Source organism: Streptomyces sp. HPF1205 (assembly GCF_020400825.1).
GTDB lineage: Bacteria > Actinomycetota > Actinomycetes > Streptomycetales > Streptomycetaceae > Actinacidiphila.
In genome coordinates, this window is sequence record NZ_JAINVH010000026.1 from 18,768 (window position 1) to 36,552 (window position 17,785).

A 17,785-nucleotide genomic window follows, 5' to 3' on the forward strand; every position below is an offset into this window, starting at 1 on the left:
GCGGGCCTTCGGCGCGCCTGCGGCGGCGTGTCACCGTACGATCGCAGCGAGCCGTACGCGGCCGTACCGAGCCGTGCGCGGCCGGACGAAGGCGTGCCGAGCCGTACGAGGCCGTATCCGCTGCCGGACCGAGGAGAGCGACATGGCGGACGAAGGACGCAAGGAGCCCGCGCCGGACTATCCCGCGGCGATCGTCCCGGCCGGGCACGTGGAACCGGTGCCGCGGCGGATCCGTGCCTTCGCCGGCGGCCGGCCGGTGCTGGACACCCGGCGGGCGCGGTACGTGTGGGAGTGGCCGCCGTATCCGCAGTACAGCATTCCGCTGGAGGACCTGGACGGCGCCGAACTGGAGGACGAGGGGCACGAGGAGAAGCGGGCGCCCGGGACGGCCCGGCGGCACTCCCTGCGGGTGGGCGACGAGGTACGGGCGGGCGCCGCGTGGGTGTGGGGCGAGGACGCGGCCGACGGGCTGGCGGGCACGGTCCGCTTCGAGTGGGGCGCCCTGGACGCCTGGTTCGAGGAGGACGAGCAGGTCTTCGTCCACCCCCGCAACCCCTACACCCGGGTGGACGCCCTGCGCTCCGGCAGCCCCGTCCGGGTGGAGGTGGACGACGTGGTGCTGGCCGACGCGCCCTCGTGCGTCAAGGTCTTCGAGACCGGCCTGCCCACCCGCTACTACCTGGACCGCGTCCACCTCGACCTGAGCCGGCTCACGCCGAGCGACACCGTCACCGCCTGCCCGTACAAGGGCAACACCAGCGGGTACTGGTCCGCGCGCACCGCCCGCGGCACCCGCAAGGACATCGCCTGGGCCTACGATTTCCCCACCCGCCAGCTCCTGCCCATCGCGGGCCTCGTCGCCTTCTACAACGAGCGGGTCGATCTGTACGTGGACGGCGAACGGCTGCCCCGGCCTTCGCGGGACTGACCGGCGGGCGGCGCCATGTCCGATTCGTTCAAGACCCCGGGGTCGCCGGACGCCTAGCGTGAGGGGCATGACAGCGCACAGCACCTCACGCGGCACCGCTCCCCGGTTCGGCATGATCGGCCTGGTCGTCCGGGACATGGCGGCCTCGCTCGCCTTCTACCGGCGCCTGGGCGTCGAGATCCCCGAGGACGCCGACGCCCAGCCCCACGTGGACACCCTGCTGCCCGGCGGACTGCGCCTGGCCTGGGACACCGTCGACACCATCCGCTCGTTCGACCCCGACTGGTCGCCGGCCGTCGGCAGCCGGGTCTCGCTCGCCTTCGACTGCGGCTCCCCCGAAGGCGTCGACGCCGTCTACGCCGAGCTGACCGAGGCCGGGTACGAGGGCCGGCTGAAGCCGTGGGACGCCTTCTGGGGCCAGCGGTACGCCACCCTCCACGACCCGGACGGCAACGGGGTCGACCTGTACGCGCCGAATACCTGACCCGCGCCGGGCCGCACCGGGGCCCTCGGCCCGCGCCTTCACCCGTCCAGCAGCTCGCTCAGGGGTACGCCCGCGAGGGACCTGACGTCCCGGGCGAGGTGGGGCTGGTCCGCGTAGCCGGCCGTGACGGCGACGGTCGCGAACGGCACGCCCCGCCGGGCCAGCGCCAGGGCGCGCTGGAGGCGCAGGACGCGGGCCAGGGTCTTGGGGCCGTAGCCGAAGGCGGCCTCGCAGCGGCGGCGCAGCTGGCGTTCGCCGAGGCCGGACCCGGCGGCGACGGAGGCGACCGGGTGCCCCGCGGACAAAGCGCGGGCCAGGCCGGCGGGGAAGGGGTCGGCGGGACCGGTGGCGCGGGCCCGGGCGACCGCCCACGCCTCAAGGGCGCCCGCGGGGTCGTCGGCGGCCCGCTCGGCCAGCCGCCGGACCGCCGCGGCGGGCCACAGGGCCTCCAGCGGCACCCGCTGGTCGCGGAGCTCGGCCGCGGGCACCCCCAGCAGCAGCGGCCCGGTCCCCGCGGCGAACCGCAGTCCGGCGTACGACCCGGCGGCGCGCTCGTCGGCCACGTGGGCCACCGTGTCGGGGCCGGCGACCAGCAGCCGGCCCTCGTGCCAGATCAGGTCCATGCAGCCGTCGGGCAGCACCCGGTAGCGCCCCGCGCTCTGTCCCCGCGTCCACAAGGTGACCGCGGGCACGCGCGCGGCCCGCTCCCGGTACCGGCCGTCCATACCCTCATGGTGCCCCTCACCGCTCGCCCTGGTCACCTTTCTCTCCCGGCCAGGGGCCGGGGATGCGCGGGGGCGCCGGCGGCAGCGGAGGGGGCGGCGGCGCGGCGCGTGGCGGCGCGGGCCGGTACGGCGGCCACGGCGGCGGAACGGGGGGCCCGGGCGGTGCCCCCTGGGAGCCGGGGCGCGGCCGCGGTCCGGCGGGCGGCCGACGGTGGGGAACCGGCTGCCCGTACCCACCGCGCGAGTCGTCCGGCGGGGCCGCGTGCGCCCCAGGGGGGCCGGGCAGGTGCGCCCGGCCCTGCCCGGCCGGGTCGTCCGGCGCGAGATCCTGCGGCCGGCGGGGGCGCAGCCGGGAGCGTACGTCGCGGTGCGGGAGGAAGTCCGCCCAGCGCTCGGGGTATTCGGCGGGCGGGTCGGCCGCGATGTCGCCGAGGGCCAGTTCGCCCGTGTCGTCTGCCGCGGCCGCGGCCTGGCGGGCGCGGCGGGCCGCCGCACGGGCGACGACCTCGGCGGCCACCGCCTCCTTGAGCCGGTCGTTCTCCTCGCGGGCCGCGGCGGTGGCCAGCGACGGCCACACCCGGTCCACGGCGGCGTTGACGGCCGCGCCCACCAGCACGGCGAACGCCGACACGCCGATCCACAGCAGGACCGCGACCGGCGCGGCCAGCGACCCGTAGATCGTCGGGCCCTCCACCGCGTGCGTGAGGTAGATGCGCAGCACGAAGCTGCCGATCACCCACATCAGGACGGCGATGAGCGCGCCCGGCACGTCCTCGTACCAGGGCGCCCGTACCGGCACGGACACGTGGTAGAGGGTGGTCAGGAAGGCGACCGAGGCCACGAGGACGAACGGCCAGTACAGCACCTGGACGGTGACGGCCCCGCCGGGCACGAGGTGGGCCGCCGCGCTGGGCCCTGCGACTATCAGCGGCAGCACCGCCGCGCCCAGCACGAGCGCGACCACGTACAGCGCGAGGGACATCAGCCGGGTCCTGACGATGCCGCGGCGGCCCTCCAGCCCGTACATGATCGTGATCGTGTCGACGAAGACGTTGACCGCGCGGCTGCCCGACCACAGGGCGATGAGGAAGCCGAGGGAGATCAGGTCGGGGCGGCGGCCGTGGAAGACGTCGTCCACGAGCGGCTTGACGAGCTGGTTGACGCCCTTGTCCGACAGGACGGTACTGGAGGCGGCGAGGATGTTGTGCCGGATGTGGTCGATGGTGTCCAGGCCGATGACGGTGTCGACGTAGCCGAGCGCGCCGACCAGTCCGAGCAGCAGCGGCGGCAGCGAGAGCAGGACGAAGAAGGCGGCCTCGGCGGCGAGGCCGGTGACCCGGTACTCCATGCAGGAGTCGACGGTGTCCTTCAGCAGCAGCCAGGCGACTTTGCGCGGTGAGACGTTCCGGTACAGGGCGCGCGCCCTGCGCCAGCGGCCCGGTCGCCGGTGGCTTCTTTCTTCTGCTGCTTGCACCCCCTTACGTTAGCTGGCATGACCACCCCCACTCACACGGTGACGAATCAGCCTCCGCCCCTGGTCGGCCATGACGTGTACCGCACCGACGCCGTGCTGACCGAGGCCGTCGCGCGGCACGCGGACCGCTCCCGGCAGGCGGAGATCGACCGGGAGCTGAGCGAACTGGGCGTCTCGGCCGGCTCGGCCCAGGCACAGCGCTGGGCCGAGGAGTCGAACACCTACGGGCCGGTGCTGCGCACCCACGACCGGTACGGCAACCGCATCGACGAGGTCGACTTCCACCCCTCCTGGCACCGGCTGCTCGGGCACGCGGTGAGCTCGGGCCTGACCGACGCCTGGTCGCGGCCCGACGGGCACCTGCGGCGGGCCGCCGGGTTCCTGGTGTGGTCGCAGGCCGAGGCCGGGCACGGCTGCCCGGTGTCGATGACCCACGCCGCGGTGCCCGCGCTGCGCGCCGACCCCGAGCTGGCCGCCGAATGGGAGCCGCGGCTGGGCGCGCACACCTACGACCCGCAGCTGCTGCCGCCCGGCCGCAAGCCCAGCGCGCTGTTCGGGATGGGCATGACGGAGAAACAGGGCGGCTCCGACGTGCGCGCGAACACCACGCGGGCCGAACCGCTCGCGGAGCCGGGGACGTACGCGCTGACCGGGCACAAATGGTTCTGCTCCGCGCCGATGTCGGACGGCTTCCTGGTGCTGGCCCAGGTGCCGGAAAGCAGCCGCGGGGGCGGCGGGCTCACCTGCTTCCTGCTGCCGCGGGTCCTTCCCGACGGCACGCGCAACGTGTTCGCGATCCAGCGGCTGAAGGACAAGCTGGGCAACCGCTCCAACGCCTCCTCGGAGGTGGAGTTCCAGGGCACCTGGGCGCGCCGGGTCGGCGAGGAGGGCCGCGGCGTGGCCACCATCATCGGCATGGTCGCGGCGACCCGGCTGGACTGCGCGCTGGGGTCGGCGGCGCTGATGCGGCAGGCGGTGGCGCAGGCGGTGCACCACGCGACGTACCGCAGCGCGTTCGGCGGGCCGCTGGTCGACAAGCCGCTCATGCGCAACGTGCTGGCCGACATGGCGCTGGAGTCGGAGGCGGCCACCACGACCGCGATGCGCCTGGCGGCCGCCTACGACGCGGACACCGAGCAGGAGCGGGCGCTGCGGCGGCTCGCGGTGGCCGTCACCAAGTTCTGGGTCACCAAGCGGTGTCCGGCGCTGGTGGCCGAGGCGCTGGAGTGCCTGGGCGGCAACGGCTACGTGGAGGAGTCGGGGATGCCCCGCCTCTTCCGCGAGTCGCCGCTGAACTCGGTGTGGGAGGGTTCGGGCAACGTCCAGGCGCTCGACGTCCTGCGCGTGCTCCAGCGCGAGCCGCAGGCGCTGAACGCCTTCCTGGGCGAGCTGGGCCTGGCGCGCGGCGCCGACCACCGTCTCGACGCGGCGGTCAAGGACCTGCTGGGCGAGCTCGCCGACCTCGACGGCATCGAAGGCCGGGCCCGGCGCGTCGTGGAGCGTATGGCGCTGGTCCTGCAGGGCTCGCTGCTGGTGCGCTTCGCCCCGCCCGCCGTCGCCGACGCCTTCTGCGCCTCGCGGCTGGGCGGCGAATGGGGCGCGGTGTTCGGCACCCTGCCGTCCGGCCTGGACCTGGCGTCGGTCGTGGAGCGCGCGCGACCGGTGGCCCGCTGACCGGGGCGGTGCCCCACCGGCCGGGGTCGGCCGACCTGGTCCGCCGGACGGCGCGAGGAAGGCGCGGCAGCGGTCCCCCCGCGTCCTCGGGGGATGGACACGGAGGGGTTGCGCTGCCGCGCCGCGGGGTGGCGCCGCGCCGACTCGGCACCACCCCGGTCCGTGGGGCCGCGGGGGGACCGCCGTGGCGGGATTCGGGAGCGGACACCGGTCCGCCGGTCCGTCCCGGCCGCTCAGCGGGCCCGCGGCACAGGTACTGACGCGCCGTCACCGTACCGCCGCCTGCGCGTAGGCTCGCAACTGTTGCATTCCGTTGCACTCGGTGCCTGACACACGCAGTCCGGCGGGCGGGGTCGCCCGGCGGGCCCGGCGGCCGGGTCCGGGGCGGCACCATGGGCATGGGGGCCGGCGGCGGCACGGCGGGCCGGGCGATCAGGGGCGGGTGAAGGCATGTCACATCCTTCGGGCGGGTTCGGGCGGCTGGACGCTGTGGACGTGCGTGTCTCGCCGCATCTGCTCGCGTCGGTACGGGAGGCGGCGCTGGCGGGCCGGGTGCCGCCGGAGCCGCCGCGCACGGTGATCGGCGAGTCGTGGCGCCGGTCGCTCGACCTGGGCGTCGACCCGGACACGGGCGGACACGACGGGCTGATCAGCACCGAGGAGATCGAGCACCGCCGGCAGTCCTCCGCGCTGGGCGAGGTGCTGCCGGTGCTGCGCGACGGACTGGTCAGGATCGCCGACGCGGCCTGGCACATCATGGTGATCAGCGACGCGGAGGGCCGGCTGCTGTGGCGGGACGGCAGCGTCCCGGTGCGCAGGAGCGCCGACCGGCTGGGCTTCGCCGAGGGCGCCTCGTGGGCGGAGCACGTGGTGGGCACCAACGCGATCGGGACCGCCCTGATCACCCGTGCCCCGCTGCAGGTGCACTCGGCCGAGCACTTCGTACGCACCCACCACGGCTGGACCTGCGCCGCCGCGCCGCTGCACGACCCGCGCGACGGGCGGCTGCTGGGCGTGGTGGACATCAGCGGGCCCGCGGCCCACGTGCACCCGGCGGCGCTGCTGCTGGTGTCGGCGGTGGGGCGGGTCGCCGAGGGCGAGTTGCGCACCCGGCACCGGGCGGCGGTGGACCGGCTGCGGTCGATCGCGGCGCCGCTGCTGTCCCGGGTCGGCGGGCAGGCCCTGGCGGTGGACCGCAATGGCTGGACGGCGGCGGTGACCGGCATGGCGCCGCCGGACCGGGTGGCCCTGCCTGCTTCGGTACGGGCCGGTCAGACGTGGCTGCCGTCGCTGGGCATGTGCTGGCTGGAGCCGCTGCCCGGCGGCTGGCTGATACGGATGGCGGGACCCGAGCGGCCGCCGGGCGCGAGCCGGGTGGTGCTCGACGTGAGCCGGCCGCGCAGTTGGGCGGTGACCGTGTCGGGCGCCGCCGGCAGTTGGGGCCAGCAGCTGAGCCCGCGCCACGCCGAACTGCTGTTCGTGCTGGCGGTGCACCCGGCGGGCCGCACGGCCGCGGAGCTGGCGGACGACCTGTTCGGCGACCCGAGCCGCACGGTCACGGTGCGCGCGGAGGTGTCCCGGCTGCGCCGCAACCTGGCCGGGGTCCTGGCCCACCGTCCCTACCGCTTCGCCGACGGGGTGGACGTGGAGGTCGTCCGCCCGCGCCGTCCGCGGGACCTGCTGCCACACTCGGTGGCGCCCGCGGTGCTCGCGCAGCGCGGTGACGCGGCCCGGGACGCCGGAACGGACGCGCCCCCGCGAGGAGGCGGCGGGCCGGTACGGGAGGACCGGGCTCGGACCCCCGGGCGGCGCCCGCGCCCCGGGTCCGCCCAGGGCGGAGGACGCCGCTTCCGCGACACGCCTTAGCCTGGACGGCATGAGCACGCCCGTGACCACCTGGTACCTGGAGCAGACCGCGCCCGGCGACCTGCGCCCGGCCGCCGTACCCCCGGCGGAGGCGGGCGTGCGGATCGAGCGGGCCGAGGTGCCGTCGGCGGAGCTGGGCCGCTTCCTGTACACGGCCGTGGGCGGGGACGTGTCCTGGATCGACCGGCTGCCGTGGCCGCCGGAGAAGTGGCAGGCGCATCTGGAGGAGCCCGGCCGCGAGCTGTGGGTGGCCTACGAGCGCGGCACCCCGGCGGGATACGCGGAGTTGGAGGGGCGCGGCGGCGGCGTGACGGAGCTCGCGTACTTCGGGCTGCTCCCGGCCTTCCGCGGCCGCGGCACAGGCGGCCACCTGCTGTCCTGCGCCGTCGCGCGGGCCTGGGACCTGGCGGCGCGGTGGCCGGGGCGGCCGCCGACCACGCGTGTGACGGTCAACACGTGCTCACTGGACGGGCCGTGGGCGCTGCGCAATTACCGGCGGCGGGGATTCCGGGTGACGCACACCACAGTGTCTCAATAAGCGGGATGTTCCCGTCCACATAGTGGAAGCCGGTGGACTGGCCCGAGACGGCCGTGCCACGCTTTCGTCATGTCGCGCACTGGAATCGCCTTGGTAGGTCGGCCGCACGTCGACTTCTGCCGCGTGTCCAGCGCCATCTGTCCGGCGAGCTGACAGCGCCACCCCCCGCCACCGCCATCCCCGTCGTCGTGGATGCGCGGGAGTCCGCCCGCCGTCCGCCTGCGTGGCCCCGCCTGCCGTGAGCAGGGCGCGAGCGTGCTCCTGTGCCCGTATCGACCGTATTCGAGCCTGCCAGAAGGACGCATCGCCATGGCTTCCAGCCCCGACTCCCCGACGCCCCCGGCCGGGAGCACCGCAAAGGCGGCCGCGGCCGCGCGCCGCAAGACCGGGCGCCACCGCGGCGAAGGACAGTGGGCGATGGGGCACTTCACCCCGCTCAACGGCAACGAGCAGACCAAGAAGGACGACGACGGTCTCAATGTGCGGACACGCATTGAGACGATCTACGCCCAGCGGGGCTTCGACTCCATCGACGGCGCCGACCTGCGCGGCCGGATGCGCTGGTGGGGGCTCTACACCCAGCGCCGCCCCGGGATCGACGGCGGCCGCACGGCTGTCCTGGAGCCGGAGGAGCTGGACGACACCTTCTTCATGATGCGGGTGCGCGTCGACGGCGGCCGGCTGACGGTGGCCCAGCTGCGCGTCATCGGCGAGGTCTCCCAGGAGTTCGCCCGCGGCACCGCCGACATCACCGACCGGCAGAACATCCAGCTGCACTGGATCCGGATCGAGGACGTGCCGGAGATCTGGCGCCGGCTGGAGGCGGTGGGGCTGTCCACCACCGAGGCGTGCGGCGACGTGCCGCGCGTGATCATCGGTTCGCCGGTGGCCGGCGTCGCCGAGGACGAGATCATCGACGGCACCTCGGCGATCGAGGAGATCCACTCCCGCTACATCGGCAGCAAGGAGTTCTCCAACCTGCCGCGCAAGTTCAAGACCGCGATCTCCGGCTCCCCGCTGCTGGACGTCGTCCACGAGATCAACGACATCGCGTTCGTCGGCGTCGAACACCCCGAGCACGGCCCCGGTTTCGACCTGTGGGTCGGCGGCGGCCTGTCCACCAACCCGCGGCTGGGCGTGCGGCTGGGCGCGTGGGTGCCGCTGGCCGAGGTGCCCGAGGTGTGGGCGGGGGTCACCGGCATCTTCCGCGACTACGGCTACCGGCGGCTGCGGTCCCGGGCGCGGCTGAAGTTCCTCGTCGCCGACTGGGGCGCGGAGAAGTTCCGCCAGGTGCTCCAGGACGAGTACCTGCGGCGCCCCCTGGTCGACGGCCCGGCGCCCGAGCAGCCGGCCGGCGGCTGGCGGGACCACCTCGGGGTGCACCGGCAGAAGGACGGCCGCTTCTACGTGGGCTTCGCCCCGCGCGTGGGCCGCGTCGACGGCGCCACCCTGACGAAGATCGCCGAGATCACCGCCGCCCACGGCTCGGACCGGCTGCGCACCACGGTGGACCAGAAGCTGATCGCGCTCGACGTCGAGGAGGACCGGGTCGACTCGCTGATCGCGGCCCTGGAGGCGCTGGACCTGCAGGTCAGGCCGTCGGCGTTCCGGCGCGGTGTCATGGCGTGCACCGGCATCGAGTTCTGCAAGCTGGCCATCGTGGAGACCAAGGCGCGCGGCGCGTCGCTCATCGACGAACTGGAGCGCAGGCTCCCGGAGTTCGACGTGCCGATCTCGATCAACCTCAACGGCTGCCCCAACTCCTGCGCGCGCATCCAGGTGGCGGACATCGGGCTGAAGGGCCAGCTCGTCACCGGGCCCGACGGCGAGCAGGTCGAGGGCTACCAGGTGCACCTGGGCGGCGGCCTCGGCCTCGACTCGGGCTTCGGCCGCAAGGTGCGCGGCCTGAAGGTCACCGCCGCCGAACTGCCGGACTACGTCGAGCGGGTGCTCACCCGCTTCCAGGCCGAGCGCGCCGAGGGCGAACGGTTCGCCCAGTGGGCGGCGCGCGCCTCCGAGGAGGCGCTGTCGTGACCGAGCGCGCCGCGCCGTTCCACTGCCCCTACTGCGGGGACGAGGACCTGCGGCCCTCCGAGGAGGGCCACGGGGCCTGGGAATGCCGGGCCTGCAACCGCGCATTCCAGCTGAAGTTCCTCGGGCTGCTGGCCAGGGGCCCGCGAGCCGAATCCCCGCGTGGAGGCGCTTCATGAGCACCGCACAGCACACATCCGACGACGCACGGCGGAACCGGCCGGCCCCGCGGCACACCCCCGAGGAGCTGCGGGAGCTGGCCGAGCGGGCCGGGCGCGACCTGGAGGACGCCGACGCGCTCGACATCCTGCGCTGGGCCGCCGGCACCTTCGGCGGCCGGTTCTGCGTGACCTCCTCCATGGAGGACGCCGTCGTCGCCCACCTCGCCTCGCGCGCGATGCCCGGCGTCGACGTGGTGTTCCTCGACACCGGCTACCACTTCCCCGAGACGATCGGCACCCGCGACGCGGTGGCCGCCGTGATGGACGTCAACCTCATCACGCTCACCCCGAAGCAGTCCGTCGCCGAGCAGGACGCCCAGTACGGCCCGAAGCTGCACGACCGCGACCCCGACCTGTGCTGCGCGCTGCGCAAGGTCGCCCCGCTGGAGGAGGGCCTGCGCGGGTACGACGCCTGGGCGACCGGGCTGCGCCGCGACGAGTCCCCGACCCGCGCCGGCACCCCGGTGGTCGGCTGGGACGCCCGGCGGCAGAAGGTCAAGGTCGCCCCGATCGCCCGCTGGACGCAAGCCGACGTGGAGGCCTACGTCGCCGAGCACGGCGTGCTGACCAACCCGCTGCTGATGGACGGCTACGCCTCCATCGGCTGCGCGCCGTGCACCCGCCGGGTGCTGGAGGGCGAGGACCCCAGGGCCGGCCGCTGGGCGGGGTCGGCCAAGACCGAGTGCGGGATCCACCAGTGACGGCGATCCAGCCGGCGCCCGTGCCGGCCGACCAGGAGCGGGAGACGACGACCGGGGCCACCGTATGGCTCACCGGCCTGCCGAGCGCGGGCAAGACCACCATCGCGTACGCGCTCGCCGAGCGGCTGCGGGCCGGCGGCCACCGGACCGAGGTCCTCGACGGCGACGAGATCCGCGAGTTCCTGTCCGCCGGGCTGGGCTTCTCCCGCGAGGACCGGCACACCAACGTGCAGCGGATCGGCTTCGTCGCCGAACTGCTCGCCTCGCACGGCGTGCTGGTGCTGGTCCCGGTGATCGCGCCGTACGCCGACAGCCGCGAGGCGGTACGCAAGCGCCACCAGGCCAACGGCACCGGTTACGTGGAGGTCCACGTGGCCACCCCGGTGGACGTCTGCGCGGTCCGCGACGTCAAGGGGCTGTACGCCAAGCAGGCGGCAGGCGAGCTGACCGGCCTGACCGGGGTGGACGACCCGTACGAGGTTCCGCTGCACCCGGACTTGCGGATCGAGACGCAGGGGCACACCGTCGAGGAGTCCGCCGCGGCCGTACACGCGCTGCTGGCCGAAAGGGGTCTGACGACATGACGACGACCGTCACGCACGGCGAGGCGACCGACAGCCCGTACGCGCTGACCCACCTGGACGCGCTGGAGTCCGAGGCGGTGCACATCTTCCGCGAGGTGGCGGGCGAGTTCGAGCGGCCGGTGATCCTGTTCTCCGGCGGCAAGGACTCGATCGTCATGCTGCACCTGGCGCTGAAGGCGTTCGCGCCGGCGCCGGTGCCGTTCTCGCTGCTGCACGTGGACACCGGGCACAACTTCCCCGAGGTGCTCGGGTTCCGGGACCGTACGGTGGCCGAGCACGGCTTGCGGCTGCACGTGGCGAAGGTGCAGGACTACATCGACGACGGGCGGCTGCGCGAGCGGCCGGACGGCACCCGCAACCCGCTGCAGACCGTGCCGCTGACCGACGCGATCCGCGAGCACCGCTTCGACGCCGTCTTCGGCGGCGGCCGGCGCGACGAGGAGAAGGCCCGGGCCAAGGAGCGGGTGTTCAGCCTGCGCGACGAGTTCTCGCAGTGGGACCCGCGCCGGCAGCGCCCCGAGCTGTGGCAGCTCTACAACGGCCGGCACGCGCCGGGTGAGCACGTGCGGGTCTTCCCGCTGTCGAACTGGACCGAGCTGGACGTGTGGCAGTACATCGCCCGGGAGTCGATCGCGCTGCCGGAGATCTACTTCGCGCACGAGCGCGAGGTGTTCAACCGCGGCGGCATGTGGCTGACCGCGGGCGAGTGGGGCGGGGCCAGGGACGGCGAGCCGGTGGAGACGCGGATGGTGCGCTACCGCACGGTCGGCGACATGTCCTGCACCGGCGCGGTCGACTCCGACGCCACCACGCTCGACGCGGTGATCGCCGAGATCGCCGCCTCCCGGCTCACCGAGCGGGGCGCGACCCGGGCCGACGACAAGCTGTCGGAGGCCGCGATGGAGGACCGCAAGCGCGAGGGGTACTTCTAACCATGACGAGCACCACCGGGCACGGCCCGCTGACCGCCGAGCAGTTGTCGGCGACCACCCTGCTGCGCTTCGCCACCGCCGGTTCGGTGGACGACGGCAAGTCCACCCTGGTCGGCCGGCTGCTGCACGATTCCAAGTCGGTGCTGGCCGACCAGTTGGAGGCGGTCGAGCGGGCCTCGCTCAACCGCGGCCAGGAGGCTCCCGACCTGGCGCTGCTCACGGACGGTCTGCGGGCCGAGCGCGAGCAGGGCATCACCATCGACGTGGCCTACCGCTACTTCGCCACTCCCCGGCGCCGGTTCATCCTGGCCGACACGCCGGGCCACGTGCAGTACACCCGCAACATGGTGACCGGCGCCTCGACCGCCCAGCTCGCCGTGGTGCTGGTGGACGCGCGCAACGGCGTGGTCGAGCAGACCCGCAGGCACGCCGCGGTCGCCGCGCTGCTGCGGGTGCCGCACGTGGTGCTGGCGGTCAACAAGATGGACCTGGTGGGCTACGCGGAGCCGGTGTTCGCCGCCATCGCCGAGGAGTTCACCTCGTACGCGGCCTCGCTGGGCGTCCCCGACGTGACCGCGATCCCGATCTCGGCGCTGGCCGGCGACAACGTGGTGGAGCCGTCCGCGCACATGGACTGGTACGGCGGCCCGACCGTGCTGGAGCACCTGGAGACCGTGCCGGTCAGCCACGACCTGACCGGATGCCCGGCGCGCTTCCCCGTGCAGTACGTGATCCGTCCGCAGACCCCCGAGTACCCGGACTACCGCGGTTACGCCGGGCAGGTGGCCTCCGGGATGCTGCGGGTCGGCGACCAGGTGACCGTCCTCCCGTCCGGCAGGACGACCACCATCTCGGGCATCGACGCGCTGGGCCGCGGCGTGGACACCGCGTGGGCGCCGCAGTCGGTGACGGTGCTGCTCGCCGACGACCTCGACGTCTCGCGCGGCGACCTGATCGCGCCCACCGCGACCGCGCCGGCCGTGACCCAGGACATCACCGCCACCGTGTGCCACCTGCACGAGCGGCCGCTGCGCATCGGCGAGCGGGTCCTGCTCAAGCACGCGACCCGCACGGTGAAGGCCCTGGTCAAGGCCATTCCCTACCGGATCGACCTCTCCCACGGCCTCGCGCACGAGAACGAGCCGGCCGCCCTGGAGGTCAACGACATCGGCGCGGTGGTGCTGCGCACGGCCGAGCCGCTGCCCATGGACTCCTACGCCGTCTCGCGGCTGACCGGGTCGTTCCTGCTGATCGACCCGGCGGACGGCACCACGCTCACCGCGGGCATGGCGGGCGAGCCCTTCGCCGCCGCCCCGGACGGCGAGGCCGCCGAGGCCGCCGACGAGGGATGGGACTTCTGACGATGCATCAGGACGGGGGCGGGTCCGGCGGGCTGCCCCGGCGGCCCGGGACCTGGACGGCGGCCCGGATGGCCAGGGAGGCGTTCTCCGGCTTCGCGAAGGAGGGCGGCCGCATCGGCAGCGGCTCGCTCGGCTCGGGCACGGGCGGGGTCGCGCGATGTGCGCGCTGACGCCGCGCGCGGCGGCCGGTAGGCCCGCCGCGACCGCCGCCGTCCGCGCGCACCGCACCGCCGTACGCGCCCTGCCGTACCGCGACCGCCATCGAAGACCTGACGCTCCTCCGGCCGCGCCCCAGCCGCCTGGCTGACCGCGCGAGACGCCGGGCCCCACGAGAGGACACCCACGTGCCCGCCCAGACCCGACCCGCGCCGCGGGACCGCCGCCGCAGGCTCCTCGCCGCGGCGGCCGCCCTGCCGATGCTCGCCGGCGCCCTGGTCGCCTGCGGCTACGGCTCGCAGAGAGCGTCGGACGGCCCGGCCGCCGTGGTGCCCCCGGCGAACGCCAAGAAGCTCTCGGCCGACCAGGTGAGGATCGGCTACTTCCCGAACCTGACCCACGCGACCGCCCTGGTGGGCCTCAGGGAGGGCTTCTTCCAGCGGGAGCTCGGCGGGACGCGGATCAAGCCGTACACCTTCGACGCGGGCCCGGCCGAGATCGAGGCACTCAACGCCGGCTCGATCGACATCGGCTGGATCGGCCCCTCCCCCGCGATCAACGGCTACACCAAGTCGGGCGGCACCGATCTGCGGATCATCTCGGGCTCCGCCTCGGGCGGCGTCAAGCTGGTGGTGGACCCGAAGAAGATCAAGACCGTGGACGACGTCAAGGGCAAGAAGATCGCCACCCCGCAACTGGGCAACACCCAGGACGTGGCACTGCTCCACTGGATCGCCTCCAAGGGCTGGAAGGTCGACCCGCAGAGCGGCAAGGGCGACGTGTCGGTGGTCCGTACCGACAACAGGATCACCCCGGACGCCTTCAGGAACGGCTCCGTCGACGGAGCCTGGGTGCCGGAGCCGACCGCCTCGAAGCTGGTCGCCGAGGGCGGGAAGGTGCTGCTGGACGAGAGCGCGCTGTGGCCGGGCGGGAAGTTCGTGATCACCAATGTGATCGTGTCGCAGAAGTTCCTCGCCAAGCACCCGGACGTGGTCGAGGCGGTGCTGCGCGGCTCGGTGCGGACCAACGCGTGGATCGGGGCGAACTCCGCCAGGGCCGAGGCGGACGCCAACGCCGCCTTGAAGGAGCTGACCCAGAAGGCGCTTCCGGCCGACGTGATCGACCCGGCCTGGCGGTCCCTGCGCATGCTCGACGACCCACTGGCCGCCACCGCGCGGAGCGAGGCGCTGCACGCGGCCTCGGCGGGGCTGCTCGCCTCGCCCAGGCTGGACGGGATCTACGACCTCACGCTGCTGAACAAGGTCCTGCGGGAAGAGGGCGGACCCACCGTGGACGCGGCCGGGCTGGGCGCGCAGTAGCGGCCGTCCGGCCGGCGGGAGCGGCCGCCCCGCACAGCTGACCGTATCGAAGGACCCCAGGAGGTGACACCGATGACCGACACCCTCACCGGTGCCGAGGCACGCCCGGCGCGGCAGTCCGCCTACGCGGCCCGGCTGGACCGCGTGTCCAAGGCGTTCGGCGGGCCCGGCGCGCGGCAGCCCGTGCTCGACGGCATCACGCTCGACGTGCGGCCGGGTGAGTTCGTGTGCCTGCTGGGCGCCTCGGGCTGCGGCAAGTCGACGCTGCTGAACCTGGTCGCGGGTCTGGACAAGCCGTCCGCCGGGACCATCACGACCCCCGGCGGACGCCCGGCGCTGATGTTCCAGGAGCACGCCCTGTTCCCGTGGCTGACCGCGGGCAAGAACATCGAACTGGTCCTGCGGCTGCGCGGGGTGCCGCGCGAGCAGCGCCGCCCGGAGGCCGAGCGGCTGCTGTCGCTGGTCCGGCTCGGCGGGGCGTACGGCAAGCGGGTGCACGAACTGTCCGGCGGCATGCGCCAGCGGGTCGCGCTGGCCCGGGCCCTGGCGCAGGACAGCCGGCTGCTGCTGATGGACGAGCCGTTCGCGGCGCTGGACGCGATCACCCGCGACGTGCTGCACGACGAGCTGACCCGTATCTGGTCCGAGACGGGCCTGTCCGTCCTGTTCGTCACGCACAACGTACGGGAGGCGGCCCGGCTCGCCCAGCGCATCGTGCTGCTGTCCTCGCGGCCCGGGCGGATCCGCCGCGAGTGGACGGTCGGCATCCCGCAGCCGCGCCGTATCGAGGACGCGGCCGTCGCGGACCTGTCCGTGGAGATCACCGAAGAACTGCGTGGGGAGATCCGGCGTCATGGCCAGCACTGAGACCGGAACGGGAACGGGCACGGAGACCGGCGCGGAGACCGGCCCGCAGGACGCGGCCGCCGCGTCCCCCGAGGAGGGCGGCTCCCAGGACGCGGGCGGCCAGGGCGCCGGCGGTCAGGGCACCGGCGGTCAGGGCACCGGCGGTCAGGGCACCGGCGGTGAGGAGGGCCCGGCCGGGCGCCGGCGGTCGGCCGCGGACGACCTGTCCGGCCTGGAGGCGGGCCTGGACGCGCTGGAGACCGTCACCGTGCGGCGGGCGCCGCTCGGGCAGTTGCTGCTGAAGAAGGTGCTGCCGCCGGTCACCGCGGCGGTCGTCGTGCTGGTGGCCTGGCAGCTGGCGGTGTGGGCGGGCGCGGACCCGACGAAGCTGCCCAGCCCGCACGCGGTCGGCCGGGCGTTCGCCGAACGGTGGCGGGCCGGCGACCTGTTCTCCATCATCTGGACCAGCGTGGAGCGCGGCATGCTGGGGTTCCTGGCCGCGCTGGCCCTCGGCACCCCGCTGGGCCTGCTGGTGGCGCGGGTGCCGTTCGTACGGGCGGCGATCGGCCCGATCCTGTCCGGGCTGCAGTCGCTGCCGTCGGTGGCGTGGGTGCCTGCCGCGGTGATCTGGCTGGGCCTGAGCGACTCGGCCATGTACGCGGTGATCCTGCTCGGCGCGGTGCCCTCGATCGCCAACGGCCTGGTCTCGGGCGTCGACCAGGTCCCGCCGCTGTACCTGCGGGCGGGCCGGACGATCGGGGCCACCGGGCTGCGCGGCGCCTGGTACGTCCTGCTGCCCGCCGCGCTGCCCGGTTACGTGGCGGGGCTCAAGCAGGGCTGGGCGTTCTCCTGGCGCTCCCTGATGGCCGCCGAGCTGATCGCCTCCTCCCCCGACCTCGGCGTGGGCCTCGGCCGCTACCTGGAGAACATGCGGGAGGGCTCGGACATGGCCGGGGTCTTCCTCGGCATCCTGCTGATCCTGTTCGTCGGCATCGCCATCGACCAGATCGTCTTCAGCCCGCTGGAGCGCTGGGTGCTGCGCAGCCGCGGGCTGTCCGCGAGGAGCCAGTGAGCCGCGTGCCGGTGCCCGCCCCCCGCCCCGCCCTGCTCGTCATCGCGCACGGCTCCCGCGACCCGCGGCACGCCGCGACCGTGCGCGCCCTGACCCGGCGGGTGGCGCTGGCGCGCCCCGGGCTGCGGGTGGAGACCGCCTTCCTCGACTTCTGCACACCCTCGGTACCGGCGGCGGCGCGGCGGCTCGCGGCCGAGGGCGTGCGGGACACGGTGGCCCTGCCGCTGCTGCTGACCCGGGCCTTCCACGCCAAGGCCGACATCCCCGCCGTACTGCGCGAGTGCGCCGCCGCGCTGCCCTCGCTGCGGCTGCGCACCGCCGACGTGCTCGGTCCCTCGCCGCTGCTGACCGCCGCGCTGGAGCGGCGGCTCGCGGAGGCCGGGCTGGCGCCGGGCGACCGCGCCTCCACCGGAGTCGTCCTGGCCTCCGCGGGGTCCACCGACCCGCAGGCACGCGCGGTGATCGACGCGATCGCGCGACGCTGGCGGCGCAGCGGCGGCTGGCAAGCCGTGGAGCCCGCGTTCGCCTCCGCGTCCTTGCCGCGCACCGCCGACGCGGTACGCGCGCTGCGCGCGGCCGGCGCCCGCCGGATCGCGGTGGCGCCGTACGTCCTCGCGCCCGGTTTCCTGCCGGACCGTATCGCCGCCGGCGCGCAGGAGGCGGGCGCGGACGTGCTGGCGCCGGTCCTCGGCGACGCGCCCGAGGTCGTGGAACTCCTCCTGCGCCGGTACGACCGGGTTGACGCGCCCGCTGCCTTGCCGTGGGGCGACTTGATGATCGCCTGAGGGCGATTCGAGGGCGACTTCCCTCGATGAATGTAGGGGCCAACCATGAGGGAAGGGTGGGGTTCTCCCCACCCCCGAGGGGGAGAAC

At 74.5% G+C, this 17,785-nt stretch carries 19 protein-coding genes; 17 read left to right on the top strand and 2 right to left on the bottom strand.

Going from position 1 to position 17,785, the window contains the following annotated elements; all coding sequences use genetic code 11:
* Positions 1-142: 142 nt before the first annotated feature.
* Complete coding sequence (locus K7G61_RS25595; protein ID WP_225849333.1) at positions 143-928, top strand: DUF427 domain-containing protein; 786 nt, start codon at positions 143-145, stop codon at positions 926-928.
* A 67-nt stretch (positions 929-995) separates the two neighbouring features.
* Positions 996-1,412: a VOC family protein gene (locus tag K7G61_RS25600; protein ID WP_225849334.1), complete on the top strand. Its 417-nt coding sequence runs from the start codon at positions 996-998 to the stop codon at positions 1,410-1,412.
* A 38-nt stretch (positions 1,413-1,450) separates the two neighbouring features.
* Here the strand turns inward: K7G61_RS25600 and K7G61_RS25605 are convergent, their stop codons facing one another.
* Positions 1,451-2,137 (bottom strand): helix-turn-helix domain-containing protein, encoded by a 687-nt coding sequence (locus tag K7G61_RS25605; RefSeq protein ID WP_225849335.1) that lies wholly within the window; start codon positions 2,135-2,137, stop codon positions 1,451-1,453.
* 16 nt (positions 2,138-2,153) lie between these two features.
* Positions 2,154-3,611, bottom strand: coding sequence for a YihY/virulence factor BrkB family protein (locus K7G61_RS25610; RefSeq protein WP_308190699.1), 1,458 nt, complete (start codon positions 3,609-3,611; stop codon positions 2,154-2,156).
* A gap of 18 nt (positions 3,612-3,629) precedes the next feature.
* Here K7G61_RS25610 and K7G61_RS25615 point away from each other — a divergent pair, with 18 nt between their 5' ends.
* From K7G61_RS25615 to K7G61_RS25680, 15 genes are all read left to right on the top strand, one after another.
* Positions 3,630-5,285, top strand: coding sequence for an acyl-CoA dehydrogenase family protein (locus K7G61_RS25615; protein WP_225849336.1), 1,656 nt, complete (start codon positions 3,630-3,632; stop codon positions 5,283-5,285).
* A 450-nt stretch (positions 5,286-5,735) separates the two neighbouring features.
* Positions 5,736-7,151 carry a GAF domain-containing protein gene (locus K7G61_RS25620; protein WP_225849337.1) on the top strand — a complete coding sequence of 472 codons (1,416 nt, stop codon included), beginning with the start codon at positions 5,736-5,738 and terminating at the stop codon, positions 7,149-7,151.
* Between the two features lie 10 nt (positions 7,152-7,161).
* Complete coding sequence (locus K7G61_RS25625; RefSeq protein WP_225849338.1) at positions 7,162-7,689, top strand: GNAT family N-acetyltransferase; 528 nt, start codon at positions 7,162-7,164, stop codon at positions 7,687-7,689.
* Between the two features lie 69 nt (positions 7,690-7,758).
* A complete protein-coding gene (locus tag K7G61_RS37365) occupies positions 7,759-7,842 on the top strand; it encodes a putative leader peptide (RefSeq protein WP_331283982.1) in 84 nt (27 codons plus the stop codon).
* Between the two features lie 156 nt (positions 7,843-7,998).
* A complete protein-coding gene (locus K7G61_RS25630) occupies positions 7,999-9,723 on the top strand; it encodes a nitrite/sulfite reductase (protein ID WP_308190700.1) in 1,725 nt (574 codons plus the stop codon).
* The gene (locus K7G61_RS25635) at positions 9,720-9,899 is read left to right on the top strand and encodes a hypothetical protein (protein ID WP_225849339.1); all 180 of its coding nucleotides are present in this window, start codon (positions 9,720-9,722) and stop codon (positions 9,897-9,899) included. The genes K7G61_RS25630 and K7G61_RS25635 overlap by 4 nt, the downstream gene beginning before the upstream one ends.
* Positions 9,896-10,642 (top strand): phosphoadenylyl-sulfate reductase, encoded by a 747-nt coding sequence (locus K7G61_RS25640; protein WP_225849340.1) that lies wholly within the window; start codon positions 9,896-9,898, stop codon positions 10,640-10,642. Before K7G61_RS25635 ends, K7G61_RS25640 begins: the two co-directional genes overlap by 4 nt.
* Positions 10,639-11,226, top strand: coding sequence for an adenylyl-sulfate kinase (gene cysC / locus K7G61_RS25645; RefSeq protein ID WP_225849341.1), 588 nt, complete (start codon positions 10,639-10,641; stop codon positions 11,224-11,226). The genes K7G61_RS25640 and cysC overlap by 4 nt, the downstream gene beginning before the upstream one ends.
* The gene (gene cysD / locus K7G61_RS25650) at positions 11,223-12,158 is read left to right on the top strand and encodes a sulfate adenylyltransferase subunit CysD (RefSeq protein WP_225849342.1); all 936 of its coding nucleotides are present in this window, start codon (positions 11,223-11,225) and stop codon (positions 12,156-12,158) included. Before cysC ends, cysD begins: the two co-directional genes overlap by 4 nt.
* A gap of 2 nt (positions 12,159-12,160) precedes the next feature.
* Positions 12,161-13,519 (top strand): sulfate adenylyltransferase subunit 1, encoded by a 1,359-nt coding sequence (locus K7G61_RS25655; RefSeq protein ID WP_225849343.1) that lies wholly within the window; start codon positions 12,161-12,163, stop codon positions 13,517-13,519.
* Positions 13,520-13,521: 2 nt separating this feature from the next.
* Complete coding sequence (locus K7G61_RS25660; protein ID WP_225849344.1) at positions 13,522-13,689, top strand: hypothetical protein; 168 nt, start codon at positions 13,522-13,524, stop codon at positions 13,687-13,689.
* Between the two features lie 246 nt (positions 13,690-13,935).
* Entirely contained in the window at positions 13,936-14,994 is a 1,059-nt protein-coding gene (locus K7G61_RS25665; protein ID WP_225849409.1) for an ABC transporter substrate-binding protein, read from the top strand.
* A 72-nt stretch (positions 14,995-15,066) separates the two neighbouring features.
* Complete coding sequence (locus tag K7G61_RS25670; protein ID WP_225849345.1) at positions 15,067-15,861, top strand: ABC transporter ATP-binding protein; 795 nt, start codon at positions 15,067-15,069, stop codon at positions 15,859-15,861.
* Positions 15,848-16,912, top strand: a complete 1,065-nt coding sequence (locus tag K7G61_RS25675) for an ABC transporter permease (RefSeq protein WP_225849346.1) — start codon at positions 15,848-15,850, stop codon at positions 16,910-16,912. The genes K7G61_RS25670 and K7G61_RS25675 overlap by 14 nt, the downstream gene beginning before the upstream one ends.
* Positions 16,909-17,697, top strand: a complete 789-nt coding sequence (locus K7G61_RS25680) for a sirohydrochlorin chelatase (RefSeq protein WP_225849347.1) — start codon at positions 16,909-16,911, stop codon at positions 17,695-17,697. The genes K7G61_RS25675 and K7G61_RS25680 overlap by 4 nt, the downstream gene beginning before the upstream one ends.
* Positions 17,698-17,785 lie beyond the last annotated feature (88 nt).

Coding starts and splice junctions, on each gene's coding strand:
- K7G61_RS25595 (WP_225849333.1), top strand. CDS start 143: ATGGCGGACGAAGGACGCAAGGAGCCCGCGCCGGACTATCCCGCGGCG.
- K7G61_RS25600 (WP_225849334.1), top strand. CDS start 996: ATGACAGCGCACAGCACCTCACGCGGCACCGCTCCCCGGTTCGGCATG.
- K7G61_RS25605 (WP_225849335.1), bottom strand. CDS start 2,137: ATGGACGGCCGGTACCGGGAGCGGGCCGCGCGCGTGCCCGCGGTCACC.
- K7G61_RS25615 (WP_225849336.1), top strand. CDS start 3,630: ATGACCACCCCCACTCACACGGTGACGAATCAGCCTCCGCCCCTGGTC.
- K7G61_RS25620 (WP_225849337.1), top strand. CDS start 5,736: ATGTCACATCCTTCGGGCGGGTTCGGGCGGCTGGACGCTGTGGACGTG.
- K7G61_RS25625 (WP_225849338.1), top strand. CDS start 7,162: ATGAGCACGCCCGTGACCACCTGGTACCTGGAGCAGACCGCGCCCGGC.
- K7G61_RS37365 (WP_331283982.1), top strand. CDS start 7,759: ATGTCGCGCACTGGAATCGCCTTGGTAGGTCGGCCGCACGTCGACTTC.
- K7G61_RS25630 (WP_308190700.1), top strand. CDS start 7,999: ATGGCTTCCAGCCCCGACTCCCCGACGCCCCCGGCCGGGAGCACCGCA.
- K7G61_RS25640 (WP_225849340.1), top strand. CDS start 9,896: ATGAGCACCGCACAGCACACATCCGACGACGCACGGCGGAACCGGCCG.
- cysD (WP_225849342.1), top strand. CDS start 11,223: ATGACGACGACCGTCACGCACGGCGAGGCGACCGACAGCCCGTACGCG.
- K7G61_RS25655 (WP_225849343.1), top strand. CDS start 12,161: ATGACGAGCACCACCGGGCACGGCCCGCTGACCGCCGAGCAGTTGTCG.
- K7G61_RS25660 (WP_225849344.1), top strand. CDS start 13,522: ATGCATCAGGACGGGGGCGGGTCCGGCGGGCTGCCCCGGCGGCCCGGG.
- K7G61_RS25665 (WP_225849409.1), top strand. CDS start 13,936: ATGCTCGCCGGCGCCCTGGTCGCCTGCGGCTACGGCTCGCAGAGAGCG.
- K7G61_RS25670 (WP_225849345.1), top strand. CDS start 15,067: ATGACCGACACCCTCACCGGTGCCGAGGCACGCCCGGCGCGGCAGTCC.
- K7G61_RS25675 (WP_225849346.1), top strand. CDS start 15,848: ATGGCCAGCACTGAGACCGGAACGGGAACGGGCACGGAGACCGGCGCG.